Origin of the sequence: Prevotella sp. P4-51, assembly GCF_002251455.1 — a bacterium.
Lineage (GTDB): Bacteria > Bacteroidota > Bacteroidia > Bacteroidales > Bacteroidaceae > Prevotella.
The window spans coordinates 19,314-43,928 of the sequence record NZ_NPJM01000049.1; the positions used below are offsets into that span (position 1 = coordinate 19,314).

22 protein-coding genes are annotated in these 24,615 nt (G+C 45.0%); 16 read left to right on the forward strand and 6 right to left on the reverse strand.

Going from position 1 to position 24,615, the window contains the following annotated elements; genetic code table 11:
* Positions 1–30: 30 nt before the first annotated feature.
* Positions 31–1,680, reverse strand: coding sequence for a glycosyltransferase (locus tag CIK94_RS06290; RefSeq protein ID WP_094421967.1), 1,650 nt, complete (start codon positions 1,678–1,680; stop codon positions 31–33).
* A gap of 149 nt (positions 1,681–1,829) precedes the next feature.
* Here CIK94_RS06290 and CIK94_RS06295 point away from each other — a divergent pair, with 149 nt between their 5' ends.
* Entirely contained in the window at positions 1,830–2,252 is a 423-nt protein-coding gene (locus CIK94_RS06295; protein WP_094421969.1) for a hypothetical protein, read from the forward strand.
* Positions 2,253–2,263: 11 nt separating this feature from the next.
* Here the strand turns inward: CIK94_RS06295 and CIK94_RS06300 are convergent, their stop codons facing one another.
* Positions 2,264–2,710 carry a hypothetical protein gene (locus CIK94_RS06300; RefSeq protein ID WP_144008321.1) on the reverse strand — a complete coding sequence of 149 codons (447 nt, stop codon included), beginning with the start codon at positions 2,708–2,710 and terminating at the stop codon, positions 2,264–2,266.
* Here CIK94_RS06300 and CIK94_RS06305 point away from each other — a divergent pair.
* Entirely contained in the window at positions 2,688–3,380 is a 693-nt protein-coding gene (locus tag CIK94_RS06305; protein ID WP_094421973.1) for a tRNA1(Val) (adenine(37)-N6)-methyltransferase, read from the forward strand. The two genes, CIK94_RS06300 and CIK94_RS06305, sit on opposite strands and share 23 nt — an antisense overlap.
* Before the next feature lie 9 nt (positions 3,381–3,389).
* Here the strand turns inward: CIK94_RS06305 and CIK94_RS06310 are convergent, their stop codons facing one another.
* Positions 3,390–4,418 carry a diacylglycerol kinase family protein gene (locus CIK94_RS06310; protein ID WP_094421975.1) on the reverse strand — a complete coding sequence of 343 codons (1,029 nt, stop codon included), beginning with the start codon at positions 4,416–4,418 and terminating at the stop codon, positions 3,390–3,392.
* Between the two features lie 158 nt (positions 4,419–4,576).
* Here CIK94_RS06310 and CIK94_RS06315 point away from each other — a divergent pair, with 158 nt between their 5' ends.
* From CIK94_RS06315 to CIK94_RS06365, 11 genes are all read left to right on the forward strand, one after another.
* Positions 4,577–5,764 (forward strand): aminotransferase class I/II-fold pyridoxal phosphate-dependent enzyme, encoded by a 1,188-nt coding sequence (locus CIK94_RS06315; RefSeq protein WP_022311062.1) that lies wholly within the window; start codon positions 4,577–4,579, stop codon positions 5,762–5,764.
* A 152-nt stretch (positions 5,765–5,916) separates the two neighbouring features.
* Positions 5,917–7,206 (forward strand): serine--tRNA ligase, encoded by a 1,290-nt coding sequence (gene serS, locus CIK94_RS06320; RefSeq protein WP_094421977.1) that lies wholly within the window; start codon positions 5,917–5,919, stop codon positions 7,204–7,206.
* 76 nt (positions 7,207–7,282) lie between these two features.
* Positions 7,283–9,643: a bifunctional dihydroorotate dehydrogenase B NAD binding subunit/NADPH-dependent glutamate synthase gene (locus CIK94_RS06325; protein WP_094421979.1), complete on the forward strand. Its 2,361-nt coding sequence runs from the start codon at positions 7,283–7,285 to the stop codon at positions 9,641–9,643.
* Positions 9,644–9,653: 10 nt separating this feature from the next.
* Entirely contained in the window at positions 9,654–10,022 is a 369-nt protein-coding gene (locus CIK94_RS06330) for a DMT family protein (RefSeq protein WP_022311065.1), read from the forward strand.
* Positions 10,023–10,032: 10 nt separating this feature from the next.
* Complete coding sequence (locus tag CIK94_RS06335; RefSeq protein ID WP_144008322.1) at positions 10,033–11,193, forward strand: hypothetical protein; 1,161 nt, start codon at positions 10,033–10,035, stop codon at positions 11,191–11,193.
* Between the two features lie 2 nt (positions 11,194–11,195).
* Positions 11,196–12,068, forward strand: coding sequence for a nucleoside phosphorylase (locus tag CIK94_RS06340; RefSeq protein ID WP_094386502.1), 873 nt, complete (start codon positions 11,196–11,198; stop codon positions 12,066–12,068).
* Positions 12,069–12,225: 157 nt separating this feature from the next.
* A complete protein-coding gene (gene mnmE / locus CIK94_RS06345; protein WP_094422295.1) occupies positions 12,226–13,599 on the forward strand; it encodes a tRNA uridine-5-carboxymethylaminomethyl(34) synthesis GTPase MnmE in 1,374 nt (457 codons plus the stop codon).
* 316 nt (positions 13,600–13,915) lie between these two features.
* On the forward strand, positions 13,916–15,562 hold the full coding sequence (locus CIK94_RS06350; RefSeq protein WP_094421983.1) for a helix-turn-helix domain-containing protein: 1,647 nt from the start codon (positions 13,916–13,918) through the stop codon (positions 15,560–15,562).
* A 112-nt stretch (positions 15,563–15,674) separates the two neighbouring features.
* Positions 15,675–16,811: a site-specific integrase gene (locus CIK94_RS06355; protein ID WP_094421985.1), complete on the forward strand. Its 1,137-nt coding sequence runs from the start codon at positions 15,675–15,677 to the stop codon at positions 16,809–16,811.
* A gap of 179 nt (positions 16,812–16,990) precedes the next feature.
* Positions 16,991–17,779 carry a hypothetical protein gene (locus CIK94_RS06360; protein WP_094421987.1) on the forward strand — a complete coding sequence of 263 codons (789 nt, stop codon included), beginning with the start codon at positions 16,991–16,993 and terminating at the stop codon, positions 17,777–17,779.
* 161 nt (positions 17,780–17,940) lie between these two features.
* Positions 17,941–18,258 carry a helix-turn-helix domain-containing protein gene (locus tag CIK94_RS06365; RefSeq protein ID WP_254046152.1) on the forward strand — a complete coding sequence of 106 codons (318 nt, stop codon included), beginning with the start codon at positions 17,941–17,943 and terminating at the stop codon, positions 18,256–18,258.
* A 532-nt stretch (positions 18,259–18,790) separates the two neighbouring features.
* On the opposite strand, the gene CIK94_RS06370 is transcribed toward CIK94_RS06365, so the two are convergent.
* The 3 genes from CIK94_RS06370 to CIK94_RS06385 all read right to left on the reverse strand — a co-directional run bounded on the left by CIK94_RS06370 (position 18,791) and on the right by CIK94_RS06385 (position 22,177).
* The gene (locus tag CIK94_RS06370; protein WP_144008323.1) at positions 18,791–19,168 is read right to left on the reverse strand and encodes a hypothetical protein; all 378 of its coding nucleotides are present in this window, start codon (positions 19,166–19,168) and stop codon (positions 18,791–18,793) included.
* 11 nt (positions 19,169–19,179) lie between these two features.
* Positions 19,180–21,309 carry a DNA topoisomerase 3 gene (locus CIK94_RS06375; RefSeq protein WP_094421993.1) on the reverse strand — a complete coding sequence of 710 codons (2,130 nt, stop codon included), beginning with the start codon at positions 21,307–21,309 and terminating at the stop codon, positions 19,180–19,182.
* A 256-nt stretch (positions 21,310–21,565) separates the two neighbouring features.
* Positions 21,566–22,177: a recombinase family protein gene (locus tag CIK94_RS06385; protein ID WP_094421996.1), complete on the reverse strand. Its 612-nt coding sequence runs from the start codon at positions 22,175–22,177 to the stop codon at positions 21,566–21,568.
* 229 nt (positions 22,178–22,406) lie between these two features.
* Here CIK94_RS06385 and CIK94_RS06390 point away from each other — a divergent pair, with 229 nt between their 5' ends.
* The 3 genes from CIK94_RS06390 to CIK94_RS06400 are packed head-to-tail and all read left to right on the forward strand — an operon-like array spanning position 22,407 to position 24,351.
* Complete coding sequence (locus tag CIK94_RS06390) at positions 22,407–23,504, forward strand: hypothetical protein (RefSeq protein WP_094421998.1); 1,098 nt, start codon at positions 22,407–22,409, stop codon at positions 23,502–23,504.
* A gap of 11 nt (positions 23,505–23,515) precedes the next feature.
* Positions 23,516–23,968 (forward strand): hypothetical protein, encoded by a 453-nt coding sequence (locus tag CIK94_RS06395; protein ID WP_094422000.1) that lies wholly within the window; start codon positions 23,516–23,518, stop codon positions 23,966–23,968.
* On the forward strand, positions 23,968–24,351 hold the full coding sequence (locus CIK94_RS06400; protein WP_094422003.1) for a hypothetical protein: 384 nt from the start codon (positions 23,968–23,970) through the stop codon (positions 24,349–24,351). Before CIK94_RS06395 ends, CIK94_RS06400 begins: the two co-directional genes overlap by 1 nt.
* Positions 24,352–24,615 lie beyond the last annotated feature (264 nt).

Sequence of the window (24,615 nt, forward strand, 5' to 3'; positions counted from 1 at the left end):
AATTTATTAGTATTACCTTATTAATATATGTTATCTCTTTGCAGACTTGGAGAGTGCGATGTCGTAGGCTTCCTTGTAGTAGGCGATGAATTTGCTCCACAATGCCTTCTTGGAGAGGCGCACTGCCGCATCGCGGCATGTCTTTACCTCGTCGGGCGACATGGCTGCAAACTCTCTAATGGTCTCACAAAGCTCGTCGGCCACATTATTATAATTATAGTCGGTACGATGCACCACCTTGACGCCATCTCTGAGTTCGCTGTCTGCCCCCTTTACCTGGTTGGCCCACAGTCCGAAGCCTGCCAAATCGGTAGTGATACAAGGCACATGGAAAGCGATGGCCTCAAGCGGGGTATAGCCCCAAGGCTCGTAGTATGAGGGATAGACGCAGAGGTCATTGCCGAGCACTACGTCATAGTATGGCATATCGACGATGCCGTCGTCGCCAGTAAGATAACAAGGGATGAATATCACTTTGACCTTGTCATCGAGACGGTTGTGCATGTCGAGATAGTTCATCATGCCGAGCACCTTGTCGTCATTGGCATTGTGCAGCCAATGGGTGACTCTCGGATTGTCGAGGGGCGTATCAAAAGTCTTGCCTTGCTCCATCAGCGCGAGGCGTTCCTGCAAGTCCTGACGGCCCACGCCTACCCAGCCCGGCACTTCGATGAAGGCGAGCACATTGCGGTTGAGTCTGTCATTGTGACGCAGACGGTTGAGAGAGTCGATGAAGACATCGATGCCCTTGTTGCGGAACTCATAACGGCCGCTTGTCGACACGATTACGGTGTCGTCGTCCAGACTGGTACCCATCAGCGCGTTGGCTATGTTCAGGAGTTTGGCTCTTGCCAACTTCCTCTTGCGGGTAAACGCAGCGCCCTTGGGCACAAAGTCGTTTTCAAATCCATTGGGCAGAACCACATCTACGGGCTTGTCCAGCAACTCCTTGCACTCCAGAGCGGTAATGTCGCTCACAGTAGTGAAGCAGGCAACGTTGTGGGCAGTACGCAATTCGATGGAATGTTTGGACTGCATATTGAGTTCATCAGCCATCTGATTGCCATTGTAAGCGTCGAGATACTGATAGAGCGGCTTGTTGTTGCCGGCGATGCTTCGACCTATACTTGTGGCATGGGTGGTGAATATAGTGGCTATCTCGGGCACCTTGCTCTTGACGTACAGCAGACCGAGACCAGTCATCCACTCATTGCCATGATATACCACGCGACGGTTGCCATTGATGTAGTAACGATAGAAGCTCTCTACCACTCGGCCGGCAGCATAGGAGAACATCGAGGCTTCGTCGTAATCGCCATAGGCATGCAGACTATCCACCTGATAGTGTTCCCACAACCAAGTGTATATATCATTCTTCTGAGCGAAGAATGGTTTGAAGTCAACTAAGATTGCTATAGGATTGCCGGGTACATTCCATCTACCCACGCGTAAAGCCAATTCCTTCTCCTGATTAACCCAATCAATGTAAAGCCGCTTGTCTTCTGTAAAATAGGGAGTTTCCTCTCCAAAATCAGGACCTATAAAAATGAGATTGTCACCGAGTTCTTTCTGTAGTGTGAGGGCACGCGACGAGAGTACTGTGTAGATACCGCCAACCTTATTGCAAACCTCCCAACTCGACTCAAATATATATTCCGGAAACAATAATGTTCTCTTCATAACTATTTATAATACGACGCAAAGGTAATCTAAAAATCGCAGAATAAGAAATTTATGTGTTAAAATCTTCAAATATAGGCACGTTTCTTGATTTGGAATTACTAACTTTGCCCTTGAAAAGAGCAAAAACCATCTTTGGAAGTAACGAAATGAAAAAAACATACACCATCATTATCTTGCTTTTGGCAGCGCTAAACTCTATTGCGCAGTCAACCAAGAACTTCAGCGGAAAGTTTGTCAACGAAGAGTTGGGGATATACCTGGTAATAGATTTTTACCAAAACAACGTGGTCGTGCCTAACCAGGAAATATACGGTGCCATGCCGGGCTTTCTGGGCGACTACAAAGACGGCCGCAAATGGCTCATTACAGACGCCAGAACCAACCACAGCGACACCGCAGCCCAGCTCGACATGGTCAATGACTATGGAAGCGAAGACCTGAAGGCAGAGCTGGTCATCGGCAAGGACGGCATCTGCACCCTGAAGCAGCTCAAGGGAAGCGCGCTGAAGGTGGCACGCAACCGCAAGTGGGTGAAGCTGCCCAAGCAGATTGTGTTCAAGAGAAAATAGGTTTGCATCGTTTATCTGCAAGCCCCCACCCCACTCTCTGTATACAAATATAAATAGGTATAAGAGACGCGCGCCTCTCCACAAGTCACGATCTTGTGAATGACAGGCGCGTTGGCGATGCCAACTTTAACCCTCATCTGCCCACGATACGGCTTTGCGCAGATTGCAAAGCGCGAATTCAGCAAATCGCAGTTTGCAATGATGGTTTCAGAGTGCGAAATCACCAAATCGCGCTTCAAAATCATATTAAAAGCCATCGCGGACAATTTCGCCGCTTCGCTCTTCATATAACTTGCCACAAGTAGATTATTATCAAGGAACATCGTGGCGGCAAGGACGATTTGCAATGATTTTGCTGCAATGATATCGGTCGAAACGTTGTCGGTTACAGAGAAAATGATTACCTTTGTAACTAAGGAGATTACTGCAACACTTATGAAGGATTGTTTTACATTCAAGCAGTTTGTGGTCAAGCACGACATGTGCGCCATGAAAGTGGGCACCGATGGTGTGCTGTTGGGCAGTTGGGCCGACGGTGGCGACAGGATATTGGATATCGGCACAGGCACCGGTCTCATTGCCCTGATGATGGCGCAGCGCTTTGACGGCGCGCATATCGACTGTATCGACATCGACCCCAAGGCTTGCAAGCAGGCTCGGGGCAATGTCGCTGACAGTCGTTTTGCCTCGAGAATCAATGTATATCACAGCGATGTGTCATCATTTGAACCACCGCAACAATATGACAGCATCGTGTGCAACCCTCCCTTCTTTTCAGAGTCACTGAAATGCCCCGACGAGCAGCGCTCCATGGCACGCCACACCGACTCGCTGCTTCCCCAAGACCTCTTCCGGCATGCCTATAGACTACTTGCCCCCGACGGAATGCTGTCGATAATCATCCCCACCGACCAGTCGGCCGTCTTCCTGCAGGAAAGCAGCATCGCAGGGTTCTTCATCCACAAGAAAACACTAATCAAGACCACAGAGAAGAAAACTGCCAAACGCATGCTGGTCACGTTTGGCAAATATCAGACCGACTCCTATCTGGAGGAGTGTCACGTCCTCATGGAGGGAGGTGACCGTTCTGCTTGGTATAAAGCACTGACAGAAGATTTTTACCTATAAAAACATCTGTCAGATATTCAATTTGCGTTGCAGTACTTTGCTGAGCGCCAGTACATGGCGTCCCTGCTTCGACAAGTCGTCACGCACGATGTTTATCTCATTGAATATCTGCGCTGCGGCGCTCTGGAAGGCATTAGGCTTGCGCTTGCTTCGGTCGGCATAAGGGTTCACGACGATATTGATGCCCTTCTCCTGCAGCGTAACCTCAACGTCGGCGTCGGTCATGACAGGGTCGCCGTCGAAATGTATCATCCCGGGCTTAGAGCGGTGTATATGCAGATGCTTGGTTCTGAACGTCTTGATTTTGGAACTCTGGTCGAGCGTCTTATTGAACATGTCAATGCTTATCTGGGGCGCTTCGAGCAGGTCGAATGGCTCCATGATGATTACATCCATCAGTCCGTCGCTCATGGATGCCTGTGGCGCAATGTAGCAATTGTTGCCATACTGCGACGCATTGGCACAAGAGACCAGGAAAGCCTTATAAGTAGCGGTCCCGTTCTCATCACAAATCTCGTAAGTCTCCGGTTGGTACTTCAGTCCTTCCTCCAGAACCTTCTGGACATAAGTGATGGGGCCACGCTTGCCAGCTTCGGCAAACTTGTGACTGACACAAGCGTCGAAACCCATTCCACAAGTACAGAAGAAGGGATAGCCATTGATGACACCATAGTCGAGAGGTCGTATCTGGCACAGATTGATTATCTCGAGCGCCTTCCGGATATTGATAGGTATCATCAGGTGGCGCGCAAGACCATTACCCGAACCGCAGGGGATAATGCCCAAAGCCGTATGGGAATGTACGATGGCGCGACCTACCTCATTGACGGTCCCATCGCCACCAACAGCCACGCAGACATCAACCCCATCAGCGGCAGCCTGTCTTGCCAGTTGCTCGGCATGACCCGCATACTCGGTAACGTGAATCTGACAATCAAACTTGCTGCTGTCTATATATTTGTCGATTAACGGCGCAATGCCATCCTTACTCGTAGTACCCGAAATAGGGTTCATTATGAATAATACTTTCAACTTCATAAATGAATCTTTAACTGCAAAAGTACAAAAAAGCTTTCCATATTTCTTCACAAACGGTATTATTTTTATCAAAAAGAGTTATTTCTTATCACATTTCGCTCTTTTATAAGTTTTTTTTGTACCTTTGCACAAAATTTGACTAATAACGAGAGTTTAAAATGGGACAATTACAAGAAAGGTATAAGAATTACCGAGAGCCACAGAAGTATATGGCTGCAGGAGTGTATCCATATTTCCGTGCAATAACCAGCAAACAGGGTCCAGAAGTAGAAATGGACGGCCACAAGGTATTGATGTTTGGCTCAAACGCCTATACAGGTCTTACCGGTGACGAGAGAGTTATCGAGGCCGCCCACAAAGCGCTTGATAAATACGGATCCGGATGCGCCGGTAGCCGTTTTCTGAATGGTACTCTTGACATTCACGTACAATTAGAAAAAGAACTCGCCGAGTTTGAACATAAAGACGACGCTCTATGCTTTGCCACAGGTTTCTCAGTCAACGCTGGTGTTATCGCAATGGTGGTAGGCCGTGGAGATTATATTATCTGTGACGACCGCGACCACGCAAGTATCGTTGACGGCCGTCGTCTGTCATTTGCCACTCAGCTCCACTACAAACACAACGACATGGAAGATCTGGAGCGCGTGCTTCAGAAACTGCCTAAGGAGGCCATCAAGCTCATCGTAGTCGATGGCGTCTTCTCTATGGAAGGTGATTTGGCCAAGCTGCCTGAAATCGTAGAACTCAAGCATAAATACAACTGTTCGCTCATGGTAGACGAGGCACACGGCCTTGGCGTATTCGGCAAGCAGGGACGCGGAGTCTGCGACCACTTCGGTCTGACTGACGAGGTAGACCTCATCATGGGCACATTCTCGAAGAGCCTTGCATCGATTGGCGGCTTCATTGCCGGCGATGCAGACACCATCAATTTCCTGCGCCACAGCTGCCGTACTTATATCTTCAGTGCCAGCGACACTCCCGCCGCTACCGCTGCTGCTCTCGAGGCTCTACACATCCTTCAGGAGGAGCCCTCGCGTCTGGAGCACCTTTGGGATGTGACCAACTATGCTCTGAAGCGCTTCAAGGAAGAAGGCTTTGAAATCGGAGATACCGAAAGTCCTATCATACCTCTCTATGTAAGAGACATCGAGAAGACCTTTATGGTTACCAAGCTGGCCTTTGACAACGGTGTGTTCATCAACCCCGTTATCCCACCAGCCTGCGCACCACAGGATACGCTGGTAAGATTTGCCCTTATGGCATCTCACACCCAAGAACAGGTTGAGCGCGGTGTTCAGATATTGAAGAAAGCATTCAAAGAACTTGAGATAATCAAGTAACAATAATGACAAACAATCGGAATAAGCTGATAGAACGACGTTCTGTCAGCTTATTTCTTTTCAAGATAAAGAGAGTCACGATTATTTGTTCGTTTCAATTATTATTACTAACTTTGCTGCGTAAATATACATATTATAATAAAGTATAAGTTATGCTTACATTAAAACTTATCAGTGAAGAAACCGAGCGCGTGGTGCGCGGGTTGGAAAAGAAACACTTCAAAGGTGCTCGTGAAGCCATCGAGAAGGTACTGGAGTACGACAAGCTGCGTCGTGAAACCCAGCAGAAATTAGACAACAACAAGCAACAACAGAACCTGCTGTCCAAGCAGATAGGCCAGTTGATGAAAGACGGCAAGAAGGACGAGGCCAATTCGACCAAGGAACAAGTTGCCGAGCTCAAATGTACCGACAAGGCTCTGCAAGAGATTATGGAAAAGGCACAGCAGGATATGACAGACATACTGCTCACCATCCCTAACATACCCAACGACGACGTGCCCGAAGGCAAGGATGCTGCAGACAACGTGGTAGTCAAAGAAGGAGGCCACATGCCCGAACTTCCCGAAGACGCTCCTTGCCACTGGGATTTGCTCAAGAAATATAATCTGGTTGATTTTGACCTCGGCGTCAAGATTACCGGCGCCGGTTTCCCTCTCTACATCGGCAAGATGGCACGTTTCCAGCGCGCTCTCGAGGCTTTCTTCCTCGACGAGGCCCGCAAGAGCGGTTATCTGGAGATACAGCCTCCCTACGTAGTGAACGAAGCCAGCGGATATGGCACCGGCCAGCTGCCCGACAAGGAAGGCCAGATGTATCACGCCAATCTGGACAATCTCTATCTCATCCCCACCGCTGAAGTTCCTGTTACCAACATCTTCAGAGACGAGATACTGGACGAGAAGGACCTGCCCATCAAGCGCTGCGCCTATTCAGCCTGTTTCCGTCGTGAAGCAGGAAGCTATGGCAAGGACGTAAGAGGTCTCAACCGTCTCCATCAGTTTGACAAGGTTGAAATTGTACGCATCGACACTCCCGAACATTCATACCAAAGTCTGAACGAAATGCTCGACCATGTAGAGGGGCTGCTGAAGAAGCTGGAACTCCCCTATCATATTCTGCGTCTGTGCGGCGGTGACATGAGTTTCACCTCTGCCATCTGCTATGACTTCGAAGTATGGAGTGCTGCACAAAAGCGTTGGCTTGAGGTTTCGTCAGTATCCAACTTTGAGAGTTATCAGGCCAACCGCCTGCACTGCCGTTTCCGTCGCAATGACACTAAGAAGATAGAAATCTGCCACACACTCAATGGCTCGGCCCTGGCTCTTCCACGTATTGTAGCCGCTATCATTGAGAACAACCAGACACCTGAAGGCATCCGCGTTCCTCGTGTACTGGTACCCTACTGCGGCTTCGAGATGCTCGACGACAAGAATTTCTAATTCCACCTTATTATATATGGGGTAAGGGCGAACAGCCCTTCCCCACTTGTTAACAACAAGAAATCATCATTCCACCATGTTCAAACTTATTTCCAAAAAACAATATTCAGAGAGAGTATTCTGCCTTGAAATAGAAGCGCCGCTTATAGCAAGAAGCTGCAAAGCCGGCAACTTCATCATCATCCGCGTCGACAAGAACAGCGAACGCGTACCCTATACTATCGCCATGTCAGATGCCGACAAAGGAACCCTTACTCTGGTAGTACAGGAAGTAGGTCTCTCTTCTACCAAATTGTGCCGATTGGAACCAGGCGCATATATAGAAGACGTAGTAGGCCCGTTGGGAACTCCATCAAAAATCGAGAACTACGGAACCGTGCTTTGTGCTGGAGGCGGCATTGGAATAGCCGCAATATTACCGATTCTTACTGCGCTGAAAAAAGCCGGTAACCGAGTAGTATCGGTACTGGCCGGTCGCACAAAGGAACTGGTGATAATGGTGGACGAAGTCGCCCAATACTCAGACGAGGTCATCATCATGACCGACGATGGTTCGTGGGGCGAAAAAGGTGTGGTCACCGCAGGTATGGAAAAGGTTATCAAGCGCGAGCATGTCGACAAGGTGCTTGCCATCGGACCTCCCATCATGATGAAGTTCTGTTCCTTGATGGCACAAAAGTACAATATCCCTAACGACGTCTCTCTGAACACGATTATGGTAGACGGAACCGGCATGTGTGGAGCATGCCGACTGACTATTGGCGGAAAGACGAAGTTTGTATGTATCGACGGCCCTGAGTTTGACGGCAACCTTGTAGATTGGGATGAAATGTTCAAGCGTATGGGTACTTTCAAGGCCGTTGAACGCGTGGAGATGGAACACTATGCCGAACACGTAACTATTCCCGTAGCTGAAGAGAAAGAGAGCTGTGCTGACAGCAATAGCTGCAAGTGTAACAATATTGCCGAAGCATGTGACCTCACAGACCGCAACGCTGCATGGCGTGAAGAACTGAGAAAGGCGAAGAGTGCCAAAGAGCGCAAGGCGATTGCCCGCGTGGTAATGCCCGAACTGGATGCCACCTATCGCGCCACAACACGACTGGAAGAGGTCAACAAAGGCCTCACCAAAGAGATGGCTCTCGTTGAGGCTCAACGCTGTCTGGACTGTGCCAAGCCTGGATGCGTGGAAGGTTGTCCTGTAAGTATCAACATCCCCTCATTCATCAAGAATATAGAGCGCGGCGAATTCCTCGCTGCAGCCAAGGTGCTGAAACAAACCTCGGCTCTGCCCGCCGTATGTGGCCGCGTATGCCCCCAGGAGAAACAGTGTGAAAGCAAATGTATCCATCTCAAGATGAACGAACCGGCTGTGGCCATAGGTTATCTTGAGCGTTTCGCCGCCGATTATGAACGTGAAAGCAATAGTATCGCACTGCCGGATATGGCACCTAAGAACGGCATCAAAGTAGCGGTTGTCGGTTCGGGTCCTGCCGGTCTGAGTTTCGCTGGCGAAATGGCCAAGCACGGCTTTCACGTACATGTATTCGAGGCACTTCACGAAATTGGCGGAGTGCTGAAGTATGGTATTCCCGAATTCCGTTTGCCCAATAAGATTGTCGATGTTGAGATAGACAATCTTCGCAAGATGGGCGTGGAATTCCAAACCGACTGTATTGTAGGCAAGACCATAACAGTAGAGCAGCTCGAAGAACAGGGATTCAAGGGGATATTCGTCGCTTCAGGCGCAGGATTACCCAACTTCATGAACATTCCTGGCGAAAACTACATCAATATTATGTCATCCAACGAGTATCTGACCCGTGTAAATCTGATGGATGCCGCCAATGAACGGACAGACACACCCATGAATATCGGCAAGAAAGTGCTGGTAGTAGGCGGCGGAAACACGGCAATGGACTCTTGTCGCACGGCAAAGCGCTTGGGAGCAGATGTCACCCTCGCCTACCGCAGGTCGGAGACAGAGATGCCTGCCCGTCTGGAAGAGGTAAAGCATGCCAAAGAGGAAGGCATCAACTTCCTTACACTCCATAATCCCAAAGAATATCTGGCTGATGAAGAAGGTCGCGTGAAGGCTGCCGTACTCGACATCATGCAGCTGGGTGAATCCGACGCAAGCGGAAGAAGAAGCCCTATAGCTACTGGGGAAACACTGACAATAGAATGTGACCAGGTAATTGTTGCTGTGGGCGTATCGCCCAACCCACTTGTACCCAAGTCGATACCCGGCTTGGAACTGGGGCGAAAGAATACCATCGTCGTGAACGAACAGATGCAGAGCAGTCGTCCAGAACTGTATGCCGGCGGCGATATAGTAAGAGGTGGCGCTACCGTAATTCTGGCAATGGGCGACGGGCGTCGCGCTGCCAAGAACATGGCTGAGCGCCTAATCAACATGTCTAACGACAACAAGTAAAGAAAAGATAATGAACGGGTTGTACACCATCATTCTACTTATACTGAGCAACGTATTTATGACATTGGCTTGGTACGGCCATCTGAAAATACAGGAAACCGGCCTCTCACGCGACTGGCCCCTAATTGGGGTTATCGTCTTCTCGTGGTCTATCGCATTCTTGGAATACTGCTGTCAGGTTCCAGCCAATCGCATAGGTTATGATGGCAATGGAGGCCCATTCTCGCTCGTACAGCTCAAGGTGATTCAAGAATGCGTCAGTCTGGTCGTGTTTGCCATTATAGCCAACATCCTCTTCCAAGGCCAGAACTTGCACTGGAACCACATTCTTGCTTTTCTGCTCATTATCTGTGCAGTTTATCTTGTGTTTATGAAATAGTATAACCATTATGAAGAAACTGATTATATTGATGATGCTCATCTCCGCTTGTGTATCAACACAAGCCCAAAAGCATCGCAGAGTTAAACGGCCGGCTGTCAAGGTGTCGACAGAGCCATCTCCCGAAGAGAAGCTATACGCATCCATGTTGCCATCAACCGCAAAAATCATGTTTATTGACAGTCTGGTGGTAGACAGAGACTCGTTTCTGACAAAGATTCCTCTCAATAAGGAGTCTGGCGAAATCATGTCTTACAACAAATTCTTCAACAAGGCCAAGAAAACATCAGTAATGATGTCGGTCTATATCAATGAATTTGGAGACCAAGCCTATTATGCGGAAGAAGACACTGTCAGAGGGAATAAGCTCTATCGCTTGGACTGGCTTGGCGAGAAATGGGGTAAACGCACCAAGGTAGAAGGCATCGACTCTGCCTTCCATCAAATCAATTATCCGTTTGTCTTGTCTGACGGTATCACTCTATTCTTCTCGGCAAAGGGAGCCAACAGTGTTGGCGGTTACGATATCTTCACAACTACATTCGACAGCGACAGTGGCAAGTTCTATGAGCCCCAGAATTATGGTTTCCCCTTCAATTCCACAGCCAATGACTACTTCCTTGCCATAGACGAGTATGACAATATAGGATGGTTGGTAAGCGACCGCAACCAGCCAGAGGGCAAGGTGTGTATCTATACTTTCATCCCACCTACTCTCCGCAAAAGTTTTGAGGAGGATGACTTGACGGAAGATGAGCTCAAGAAGTATGCCAATATCCAAAGCATCGCCGACACATGGAAATTTGGTAACCGCGCAGAAGGACTGCAAAAGAAGGCCAATCTACTGGAACGACAGGCTGCCAAGTCAAGTGACGAGTATTTCTCCTTTGTCATCAATGACAAGCTAGTCTATCATCGCCTGGATAACTTCAAGAGCAAAGCAAACCGCCAGCAATTCCTGATGCTCAACGGACAAAAGGCACTCTATCGCAAAAAGATGGAAGAGCTTGACAAGATGAGGCTGAATTATGAAAGTCTCTCGAAAGCACAGAAAGCAAAAGTATCTACTGACATCATCAATAAAGAACAAGAAACAGAACAACTGCTCAACACAATTACTGAGACAGAAAAGAGAATAAGAAACTCTGAGAACAAACTTATTAACAGATAACTATTATGAAGTATTTTGCTGAATCTGAATTAATTATTAACCCAGATGGTAGCATTTTCCATCTGCACGTTAAGCCTGAACAGCTCGCTGACAAGATTATTCTCGTTGGCGACCCTGGCAGAGTTGCACTGGTTGCCTCTCATTTTGAGACCAAGGAGTGTGAAGTAGAAAGCAGAGAGTTCAAAACCATCACAGGTACATATAAAGGAAAACGTATCACTGTACAAAGCACAGGTATTGGCTGTGACAACATCGATATCGTTGTGAATGAGATGGACGCCTTGGCCAACATTGACTTCAAGACGAGACACGAGAAGGAAACCTTCAAGCAACTCACATTTGTACGTATTGGTACATGCGGCGGTCTCCAGCCATACACACCTGTTGGAACATTTGTTGCCAGCGTGAAAAGCATCGGTTTCGACGGATTGCTCAACTTCTATGCCGGACGTAACGACGTATGCGACCTCAAACTTGAGGAGGCATTTAAGAAGCATATGAATTGGAGTCCGCTTCTCTCAGCGCCCTACGTGATTGATGGTGACAAAGAGTTGGTAGACCGCATTGCTGGAGAAGATATGGTAAGAGGCATAACCATCGCATGTGGTGGTTTCTTCGGCCCCCAGGGTCGTGAATTGAGAATTCCTCTGGCAGACCCTCATCAGAACGAGAAGGTAGAGAGCTTTGTATATGGCGACTTGCGCATAACCAATTTTGAAATGGAATCCAGCGCGCTCGCCGGCCTCTCCGCTCTCATGGGCCACAAAGCCATGACTTGCTGTATGGTAATTGCCAACAGGGTGGCCAAGGAAGCTAATGCTAATTACAAGAATTCTATCGACAATCTTATCATAGAAGTACTTGATAGAATCTAGTCTGACCTGACAGACATCTCGTATAAAACGAACAGCGTCATACTATTGTCCTACGTGAGAAACAAGAGACAACGGTATGACGCTGATAGAATATAGCAACACCACCATCGGCGTGGATATATATTAGAGGTACATATACATATTTATTATATAGATGATGAACAACGATACTATATGCGCTCTGGCCACACCTGCAGGCGGAGCCATCTCACTCATAAGAATCAGCGGTGACAGAGCGATTGACATTGCTGACATGGTGTTTATATCAAGCTCGAAGAGGCCTCTAAAATCTGCACGCCCAAACACAATACATTTCGGCAACATCATAGACTCCAACGGCGAGGTTGTCGATGAAGTCCTTGTTAGTGTATTCCATGCACCCCATTCCTATACAGGAGAAGATTCTATTGAAATCTCATGCCATGGGTCTACGTTCATAGCCGCCACGATTCTCAGAATACTTATTGAAAAAGGCTGTCGCCAAGCTACACCTGGAGAATACACTATGCGCGCTTACCTCAATGGGAAAATGGACCTTAGTCAGGCAGAAGCCGTGGCAGACCTCATTGCGTCTACCAATAAAGCGACTCATAAAATAGCCATGTCCCAGCTCAAAGGTCACTTCAGCAACGACTTGGCCATACTTCGTGACAAGCTGTTGAAAATCACGTCTCTGCTTGAACTCGAGCTTGACTTCTCCGACCATGAGGAATTAGAATTTGCTGAGCGGGGAGAATTGCTTGCTTTGGCCGAAAGCATTGAGAACAAGATTGATAGTCTGTGCAAATCATTCGAGAGTGGCAAGGCCATCAAGGAAGGCGTCGCCGTTGCAATCATAGGAAAGACAAACGTTGGCAAGAGCACGTTGCTTAACAGATTGTTAGGCGAAGATAGAGCCATCGTCAGCGACATCCACGGCACCACTCGCGATGTGATTGAGGACACGACGACTATTAATGGCATCAAGTTCAGGTTTATTGATACCGCCGGTATCCGAAATACAGAAGATGCCATTGAACAACTTGGTATTGAACGAACATTCGAGAAACTCAAGCAGGCGACCATCATACTCTGGCTGACCGACCAAGACACCTTTGACGAAGAAGAGCAAACTGCAATCGACGCCATTGATACCAATCAGAAGGTTATCATCGTCCGGAATAAAATTGACCACAACGCCTACACCCAGTCTCCCACTCAAGCCAAAGGCGTATTCCGCCAGATTGGCATCAGTGCCAAGTACGGTACGAATCTGGAAGAACTGAAACAAGCCATATACCAGGCCGCCAACATTCCCGAGATACATGAAAACGACTATCTCGTCACTTCCGCCCGTCATTACTATTCGCTACGCCAGTCTCAAGAAGCATTGCAGAGAGTAATCGAAGGTCTCTCCGCAAATCTTTCAGGCGACCTTATAAGCGAAGACCTACGCCAAGTCCTCTTTCATCTTTCCGAAATCACGGGCAATACCATCACCACGGATGAAGTCCTTGGCAATATCTTCTCTCATTTCTGCATCGGGAAATGACCCCTTATAAACAACTCTAAGCAACTTGGAGTAATTTGAACTAAGTCCCTCTAAATGAGGGACTTTTTGTATTTTAACACTTCAAGTTGCATATTTGTTAGTTACAGTTTTTCCAGTTATTTTTGCACCGTATTTCTACCGCGAGTGTAAAACAGAAAGTCAGATTCACACCTAAATGACATCGTAGGAACAAGCGTGAGACGCTATGAGAAAAGGCAAAAATGACATTGAGGGTACAATGTGAGACACCATGAGACGTGATGAGACAATGTGAGACACTTTAGCAGGCGAAAATTAACAAACGAGTGCAACAATTATGGAGATTCAGAAACGCTGTAAGTACTGTGGAAGATCCTTTATTGCGCATAAGATGACCACCATCTATTGCTCACCTTCGTGCAATAATAAGGACTACAAAAGAGCAATCCGGCAAAAGCAGATTGCCGAGTACATGGAGGAAGAAAAACAGAAGACTCCCAAGGTAGATATTCTTGGGGGCAAGGAATTCCTCACCCCAACCGAAGGTGCATTACTTCTTGGTCTAAGCCGCGCTACATTCTATCGCTATATGCTTAATGGCACCATAAAAGCAGTACAATTGCGAGGAAAGACTATTGTTCGCAGGAAGGACATCGAGAGATTGTTTGACAATCCTCCAACTTATCAGTCCCATTCGGAGAAGAAGCAGGAGAAGCGAGAATACTACACTTTCAGGCAAATCATGGAGAAGTTCAAATGCTCAAAGAAGGCTATTATGACCAGAGTTGAGAAATACAACATCCCCAAAGTTTACCAAGGTCGTAACTGTTTCTTTGACCGTGCTCTGGTTGATGTCCATTTTGCTCAACTTATTGCGGATATTGACTTACGTGACTATTATACTATTCCGCAACTGGAGGAGAAATACAAGATGAGCCATGCAGCTGTATTATCATTTGTGACCAGAAACAAGATACCACGTATTACACAAGGAAGAACTGTCTATTACTCCAGGGCACATATTGATACGCTGAAAGGTGAGCGTGAATCCATCGATCCGAACTATTACACATACGCAGAAGTCATGGAGAAGTACCATTTCTCAAAAGACCAGATCTCTTACTACGTCCATAACTATGAAATAGACAATCATAAACAGGGACGTTTTACTGTCATCAACAGAAAGGAGTTTGACCGCATTATCAAAGAGCGCATGGAAACAAATTCTCTGGAGAAAGAAAAAGAGCGGAGAGCAAAACTGCCGAAACTCAATGCTATTCCAGAAGGTTATATTTCTGTTGCTCAAATAGCAGAAAAATATGGAGTCACGCCCAAACACGTCCAGGCTAAGACTCGTGAAGCAAAAACGCCAAAGTTTGTTATAAAGCATTTGAACTACTATAACGAAGCTGCTATTGAGCAGCTATTCAACAGAGACCCGGAGAAGTTTGAAGTTCCAAAGGACTATATCACGGCACAGGAGATTGCCAAACGCTTCAAGGTCACGGTTCATCACGTTCATGGGCGAACAAGAGAGGCCAACATTCCAAAGATAACGGTGAAGCATGTCAACTTCTATGAACTGAAAGCCGTTGAAGCTCTGTTTGCCAAAAATGAGGCAAGCGAAGAACTGCAAAAGAACGAAAGTGCAGAATGGCTATCTGGCACAGATGTAGAAGAAATGCTTGGTATTACAACTTGTGCAAGAAGGTCATTCGTATCAAGGCATAAGATTCCATCCAAGAAAGAACATGGTATAGCCTATTATCTCAGGTCTGCCATTGAAGACGTAAACAATACCTTAGCTAAATACAGCGACCAATACTATACTGTAGAACAGATATGTGAGAAGTTCAACATGGACAGGGGCAAAGTTTACGGGATGCTAAGATACAACAATGTAAGAAAAGTCCATGAAGGAAAGTTCGCCTTGTTCCTCAAAGAGGATATAATAAAAATGATCCACGAGCGACAATTCACATAAGGATTTCCAATTATTCAGACTTATTCAGCCCTTATCATGAATTATAAAGGAATGAAAGCTATCAGTATCAAATAAGTAAAGACATTTGCAACCAAATTAAATTATAAAGACTATGCAGTATTGTAAGACAGTAACACTTAGGACACGCCCCATAAAAAATGGGATGCTGTCATTCTATCTGGATTACTATCCAGGCTATCGGGACATCGTTACGATGAAAACCACTCGCCACGAATCGTTAGGAATCTACATCTATGCAGACCCTCAGAACAAACGAGAAAAGGAGTTCAACGAGATCATGACTGAAAAGGCTGAAGCCATTCGATGCCGTAGGTTTGAGAGCGTTGTCAACGAAAGGTACGACTTCTTTGACAAATCTAAGATGCATGGTGATTTCCTTGATTATTTCAACAGAGTACTTCAGGGGAAAGATCCCAAATGGAAGTTTGTTTATGAACACTTCAAGTATTTTGTCGGTGGCAAATGTCGATGCGAAGAGGTGGACATCGACCTTTGCAACAACTTCCGTAAATACCTTCTAACCGCCAAGAATCTAAGAAACGGAAAACCTATGTTCATTAACTCTGTTGCTGGATATTGGTCAACCTTCAGGGGATTTATCAATATTGCATACAGGGACAAAATGATTCGTACCAATCCGAACGACTTCCTCGAAAAAATTCCAACAGTCCCTGTTAATAAGGAAAGCCTGACACTGGCCGAGCTTCAAAAGCTCTACAAAACTCCATGCGAAATAGATGTCCTTAAAAGAGCCTCTATTTTTGCTTGTCTAACAGGAATGCGTCGAAGTGATATTATAAACCTAACCTGGGGGAGCATCAAATCTTATTCAGATGGTGGTAAATATGTGGAATTTTACGCTCAAAAGACAAAGGCGCGAAATATCATCCCTATCAGCGAGGAAGCATACAAGCTGATTTCTCAGAACAGAAAAAGTATCAACGGCAAGGTATTTGAGGGGTTCGAGATTATCATGGCACAAAAGCCCCTAAAAGCCTGGCTAAGAAAAGCGGGTATCAAGAAACGCATCACATTCCACTCTTTCCGGCACACATTCGCCTCATTGCAAGTTGAACTTGGAACAGATCTCTATACTGTCATGCAGCTGTTGGCACATAAGAGTGTGACAACGACACAGATATATGCTTGTCATGCCGACCCCAAAAGACGAGAAACGGCAACAAGAATCTCATCTAAGGTACTTGGCAAAGAGAAGAAAGCCAAATAACGCTCTATATATTGAGCAAACAAACAATTATTATAACAAATCCTGTCAGCATAAATGAGATAAGACAAGAAATATATTAAAAATGCCCAAAATATCATATTATAAAGAGATTATCTTTCAGTAATTCAAAAATTCTCCTTAACTTTACAGTCCGAAAACTCAATTAAATCAGAGTAAGTATGACTAACAAAATTAAGGAGAATATTATAATATTTTGGGGAGGATTGTCAATCTGTCTTTATATTGCCAACTCCTTTGAATGGATTGATATAAGCCTGTGGCTCCAACAAATCATCAATTATGAATGCAACTTAGAGGAGACCACAAGAAAGTACATTCCTATATTATTAACCATTTTATTCCTGATTGGAATCGCTAAAATCATCATCGTTAGCTTTCAGTTGGGACAACTATCCATACCATCAGCTCGATGTTGCGGAAGGCAGGAGGTAAAACTCCTTCCGTCGTTACCCCTTGATGAGCAGTCTTGCTCAGAGCCACACGAAGATAACTTCACCTCTTTGATAACACCAACGACTAATGAAAGGATGCAGCACATACGCGACAGACATCTACAAGAGCAGATAGCTTTACATCAACAAATTATGAATAGCATTCACGATTATCTTTATCGTATTCTACCACCCTATATGAAGGACGAGGATATTGAAACCCTTTTCCAAAACGTGAATCTATGGCAGTATTCCCAAGAAACTCCCCTATCCCCATCCCTGACGAACGGGAAGCTTTCCACGTTGGACCTACGGCATCTTGCCTGGAATGTCGGAGAGCGACTGAAATGGACAGGTGAAAAACGTGCACTTTTCATCAAGCAGTCTTTCCCAAACGAGTTTAGAGACTCTGACATTTCTTCCATTCGCAGAAACCTCCGACAGCAAGGAGATTGTATCATTAAGATTGATGTTCCAGATAAGCACGATTATCAGTTCCACCAATTCGAGGTATAATCTCGCTTATTATGACTTATTCCAAACTTAACTTGGAATGACGAAATACAGTGTTGAATCAGTCTGTTCCTTTGCACTCAAATTACAAATAGTTTGAGATCATGCAAGAAACATTGACATTCAATGACCTCCCAGAGGTCGTTTCCCAGGTTCTTTCCAAAGTGGAGAGACTAGAAAGAGTACTTGACATCATCAAAGATGAAGTGTGCAAGAAGTCTTCATCATCAGCAGAACACACGCCCATGACCATTGACGAGGCATGTGACTTCCTGAAGATGAAGAAATCCACGATGTATTACCATATCGAGCGCAACAATATTCCAGCCACCAAACGAGGAAAGAACTATATTCTTTTCAAAGACGAGCTTGTTGGATGGCTGGAGTCTGGTCGCAAATCTCCCGTCGCATTATCGCCGGAAGAAATGAACGCTCAAAAGCTGTCATCCATCAAACGCAAACCGCGTAGGTTCGGAAATTGATGAACCAATGGTATTAGCACGTTCCTCATTCTCATGACTGAACAATGCCATGTGACAGTCATCGGGAGGCTCTGTGATGTATGTACGGGAGAAGGCAAGTCTATTCAGACACACCTTCTCCTTTTCCGTACATATACCACGGAGCCTCTAATCCGACAACATTCAAATGTCACCACAACAGATGTTGCTTTGTCAGTCAGGATGTGTCACGGCAGTACCAATGACAACATCATTTCCCACCCCATCATATAACAAAAAAACACTATCATATAAAATATGCCTTATTTTCTTGTAGCGATGTAGCGAGACACTTGAAAACAGTACATTTCAATTGGGTATCAACATCTTACGGTTCGCTACAGCATGTGTATCTCGCTATTTTTCGCTACAGCATTGGCAACTAAAAAACAGGAATCGCTACCAAGCGACCCCTGCTCCTGTTTAACTTAAATTGTAGTCGTATGAAAAATGACAAAATCAGTTTGTATTCCTTGTATTACTCATATTACTGGCATTACTTCTATTGCTCACATTACTGTATATTCTTCGGCCATTCACCTTTGTTATTTAGTTGTTCCTTAAGGTTTTTGACAATAAATTCCAAAGAATCAATAAGAGTTTCTATTTCAGCATCACCACCGACAACAATCTCAACAGAGTCCACATGAGAAAAATATATTTCGTAAGTCTGACTATAACCTGCTATTTCTCCCGAAATAAGGCAACGCATATCTGTACTTGCTGCGTCAGATAATCGCACTAAGGCCCTTCCACCATGTCCTGTGTCTCCACCATGGTATCCATTTGTTCCGGTTTCGACTTCTAGTATATTGCAATTAACCATTTCGGTTTTTACGGTTTTAATGAACTCACGATCAATCCGTCTAATATTTCTCTTTATATCTTCCATATTTATTATTCTTATTTCATCTTCTTGAATTCGTTGCATTTTGGACACATCCAATACTGCTGTTTCGTCTTCTTGCTATAGACCTGGCATAATGGCACACCACATTGAGGACAAAGTTTTACCACTGGCTTCTTTCTGTTATCAGCGTAAAAGACAGTCTTTCCAGTTGTCGGATGCACGCAAGACTTCTCCTCACAGACCCAGAAATACTTCTTAGTCTTGGGAGAATACTTCCGTGCCAACGTCTTACGACGGCAAACAGGACATTCCTCATGAGGAACTTCCTGATCATCCTTACCAACAACGGCTGCTGAAGCCACATAATGAGACGAGCCTTCAGCAAAGGCGATATTCTCCAGAACCATCTTCTGGGTTTCTTCAAGAAAAACGCCCAACCCCATCTTTCCCTCCGCAATAGCAGATAGATTATATTCCATAACAGCAGTCAAGTCTGGCTTGGTCAACGACTCATGAATGCCATCTATCATGGCTGTGCCAAACGCAGTTGGAACAAGTTCCTTACCCTTTTTCTGAATACAGGGAAGAATATCAGACTTACCAGACTTTGTAGCGAGCAAATCTGCAATGATACTGTCGCGAGTGGCAGGGGTACCAATACCCTTACATTCCTTCAGTTTCTCCTTGTTTGGATTATCTGGACTGACGAAACGCCAGATGTTGGTCATGGCTGCCAGCAACGACCCTTCCGTGAAACGCTTTGGCGGGGTTGTCTTCTTTGTGTCAATAATATATATAGGTATAGGGATTATATCACCTGTAGCCAACGTTGGCACTTCCTTTACCTCATCGTCTTTGTCATCTGACATGGATATGCCTCTCCATCCTGGAGAAACAATCGTCTTTCCGCTGCCGGCAAAGACATATCCTTTGGCTGTCAGTTCATATTTCACTACGTCATACCTGCATGGTGGATAGAACTGAATCAAGTATCTCACGGCTATCATGTCATAGACTTTTCGCTCCCGTTCATCAAGCCCCTTCGGGATAACGCCTGTCGGAATGATGGCATGGTGTGCGCTCACCTTACCATCATTAAAACAGCGGCTCTGAATACTTGCGTCTGCATTTGATACAGCTTCAAGACCATATTCAGCAAGGGCTTTCAGTATGCGCCCAGCGTCGCCATGCTGACTGGTAGGGATATAGTTGCAGTCGGAACGAGGATAGCTCACGAATTTCTTCTCATACAAAGACTGCACCTTGGCAAGCACATCCGATGGCGACATGCCATAGCGTTTATTGGCTTCCACCTGAAGCGTGTCAAGCGAATAAGGCAATGGAGCACTCTCTGTCTGGCTCTTCCGTTCACTGGAAGTGACACGAGCCGGTTGGTTCTTGACTTCATTCTGAATCTTCTCTACATAGTTACGTTGGATAATGTACCCCTCGCTATCGAGAGGTGCTTCATCCGAAGGTTTCAAGATTGCCGAGAATGGGATGCCGTTCTTTGAATACTTTCCCGTCAGTTCATAGTACTCCACAGAATGGAAATTTTGAATTTCCTTTTCTCTTTCGACAACAAGGGCAAGTGTCGGTATCTTGACCCTGCCTACTCGCCACACTCCTGCAGCTCCATGTTTCCTGGCACTAACAGTATAAGCCCTTGACAAGTTGATACCAACCAGCCAGTCGGCACGTTCCCTTGCCAGTCCTGCATGATAGAGCGGCCTGTATTTCTCATTAGGTTCTATATGGTCGAATGCCCGCTTCAAGCTGTCGGTGTCCTTTGCATTGATAAGAATACGACGCACCTCTCCCTTATATCTGACATACTCCAAAATCTCGTCAATAAGAAGCTGGCCTTCCCTGTCCGGGTCACCGCCATTGACCACAACATCCGCTTTACCTAAAACACTGCGAATATACTCAAACTGCTCTTTGGTAGATGGTGAAGGACGTTTTTTCCATGTAGATGGGATGACGGGATATGTACTAAAATCAGCATATTCCTTACCATATGCTTCAGGCATGGCTGTCATCATGATATGCCCGTAGGCCCACGTCACAATAACATCCCCCTTCTGGTAACAGTGTTTATGCTTGTACGAGCTGTAATCACTCCATAAATAAGCGGCCATCGCCGTGGCAATATCTGGCTTTTCTGCTATATAAACAATCATGACTTTTTGCTTTTATAGTGATTGACAATAAATGAAATCATATCAAGTAGCAGCCAGATTAAAGCAAGGATGGCTACAAAGAAAAAAGTGATTATGACCACCCATAGCTTGAACATGGCATGTGGTGAAAGCACTTGCCCTGACAGGAGATTGGCTGCCCCAACTCCTGTAATGATTAACCCTACTATCAAGAGTGAAATGTTGAAGAGATAAAAACCCTTCTTACTGAGCCGCAACTTTGTCATATAATAAACGATTAAAGATTTCGCATAATAGCACCTACGTCTGGCTGCTTAGAACGTACCATCGTTGGGTACTCTAGCTCCACGTTGAACATGTGAAGAATCCTGTAGATATTACTTTTCCCATGATACCCCGTGCGAGACATGATTTCCTTTATACTATAACCGGCATTATACATATTGATGACCATCCTGTACTTTTTCAGTTTCTTCTCATGGAACTTATCAGACAACAGTTCGGCCTGGAAATCATCAAAAGCAGCCTGCCCTTTTGTAACTGTCATGCTCGCAATGACATTAAGCGTGTTCTGGGTACTCACCTTCGGAAAAAATACATCAGAGGTGTCTAATGAATCTTTCAGGGATATTATTCTGATATTCTTACTGGCGCACAGCTTCAGAAAAAACATCATTTCGTTGAAATTGCAAAAAGCATTATCAAACAAAACCAGAACCGCCGTGTCATTGCTATTCAATCTGCTAATGAACAATTTCCAATTCTGACGTTGCCCATTGCCTTTCTCGTCATAGTAAATGAAAGCGCAAGGCATTTGTTTCATAGATATAACAAACGCTTCTAATTGCTCAATATAATAAGCAGTATTTACATAGCCTATATACTTCATATTGCTCCGATATTCATTAAATGAACGCCGCAAAGGTAATATAATTATTTTTATTAAATCCTTTATTTAGTGAATTTAACGCACTTTTGACTAAATTGAGATGCAATTTGGTTCTATTTGGTTCTACTTCTCAGAAAAATGATACCAACAATTAAAATAATGAGCATACAAAACAAGATTTTGAGGAAAATGTTGTAATTTTGCACCCCAAAAGAAATAAAGAGATTTTATGAAGAAAAGAATACAAACATTGAAGTTGCAAATAACACATTGCATCTTTTCACATGAAATTGAGGCAAAGAGCATGCTTCATCACACTCTTCTGCCATTATTTATCGTGTGGATTGTTTTGCCAACTTGTATGTCATGTTCAGATGATGACACCCTTGACTTTCAGTCTTCTGAGGATGCATTAAAGGTCTATCAGACTTATTTAGGTAGTTTGAAGGACATGAAGACATCCAACACGGCTATTTTCTGCAAAGAAGCTAACAAGTGGAGGTCAACCTCCGACACTGTCTTTCATTATCTTATGCGGGATTCTGTCTTTCTGAAAGATAATAATTGTGCAGAAAGATTCACAGCAATCCATGACTCAATTCGATTTGAGTTTCTACGCCTTACAGAAACATGGCGTTATTCCTATGAGGATGTGTTGAAGATTAAAGAACAGACATCAGTGTTCCATGATGACAAGGAACTTCAAGGAGCAGTCAACGAGGCACAACCCTTTTTCCTGAAACTGGATAGTATTCCGCTGTTAGAGAGTGACAAGGCAAGCATTCTTAGCAATTACAGGAAACTGCTTAAAGACACAAAGCTGAAAGGAATCAACACAAAAAGTGATATGCTTGACTTTATCGGCAAAGAGGACATTATGTTTCGATCATTCCTAGCCCACTTATACGATATGGACAAGGAACCTCTGGCCGATATTACACAGGAAACGGAAAGCATTTGCCGGAATATATTCATTGCCGCAAAAGAAGGTAAGATTAAAGCCCGTGATGCTATGGTATATATGTCGATGAGGACAGTACGAAGATTGCTACAGAACTCTACGGCATGCATCTCGGACATTAACCACCAACAGATGAAAAGTAAGGCGCAAGAGAACGCCTATCTATGGATGATCATTCAGCCTTTCATTAGCATTGACCAGTTTTCAATCGCTACACTTACCCCACAAGAACGCAGCCAGTTCAACTACGTCATATCACAACTGCCAAAGTCAACAAAATTTGCAAAGACATTTGACATTGACCAACGAGCATTGAACTACTTGCTTCCTCAGCAATTACTGAAAATGTATGTACTCACTTTATAATTTATACTACTATGATTAAAGAAGAAATATCCAAGTTCATGGCATTGGTACCGCTAATGCTTCCCAAATTGATTAGGAGTAATGGCCCAGACGAAACGGACATCACAGATGATTCCGGCATTCTGTTCTTCTCGCTGGAAGAACGACTACCTATCAGCATTGTAATGGATGAAATAGACGATGGGATGGAACTGAAGCTGTTGTATCACGGCACAAGCAAGGATAATCCAAGGATCCATCACTGTTGTTTCTTTGCCAGTTCCAAAGCCTCAAACTCCATGTTTAAATTCAACATAGTATCAGATGAGCGTGAATTTGTAGATGGCCTGAACGTGACATTGTACGATTCGCTTGATACGATGGAAAGCGAACTCGAATCCGACCTGAAATCCCATGCCGTAAGTTTCGACTTTATCCAGGCAATGGAGGTTTCTGAATTACTGGCTTTGTTTTGCACCCTGTAATGAGAGCCGAACTGTTATATAAGATAGCCGACATCATCAACTCCAACAGCACGAAATACCGTGCCGTTATACCACGAGTGAGGAGGCAGTATATGACTCAGCAAGGTGACAAACTTGTAAAGTCAACCTGCCTCGTTCTCAATATCATGGTGACAAACCGACCAAAGAACCACATCAATCGCAGTATATGGAATATCTATGAAAACGACATCGACAGGATTATCAAAAAGATTGCTCGAAGAGACATGGATTTTGCACAGCGGATTGACAAGTGTGAGCCGACACTGTTTGACATCGAAGTTATAGTTCGCAGGGCATCTTTCCAAGCCCTGAAGCTGAAACTTGTCAAAACAGCCTACGACATCTATCTGGAGAACGGTTAGGTGATATTATTCATATTACTCATATTATCATTATACAATGACAGCAAAAGTAGTATTCTTCATATTTCCCGTATTACTGGTATTACTTCCTGTTCTTATCTATAACAGGTACAGTCCTCTCGTGGTCAGAATCTGTCTGCATATGATAACCGATCCGGAATCAAAGAGAGTACCGGCAAACATTCTTGTCGTACTCCTCGTCTTTTATATTACAATACACTATGCCGTATATCCAAAAGATTGGGGAATAATTCCGACAATCGC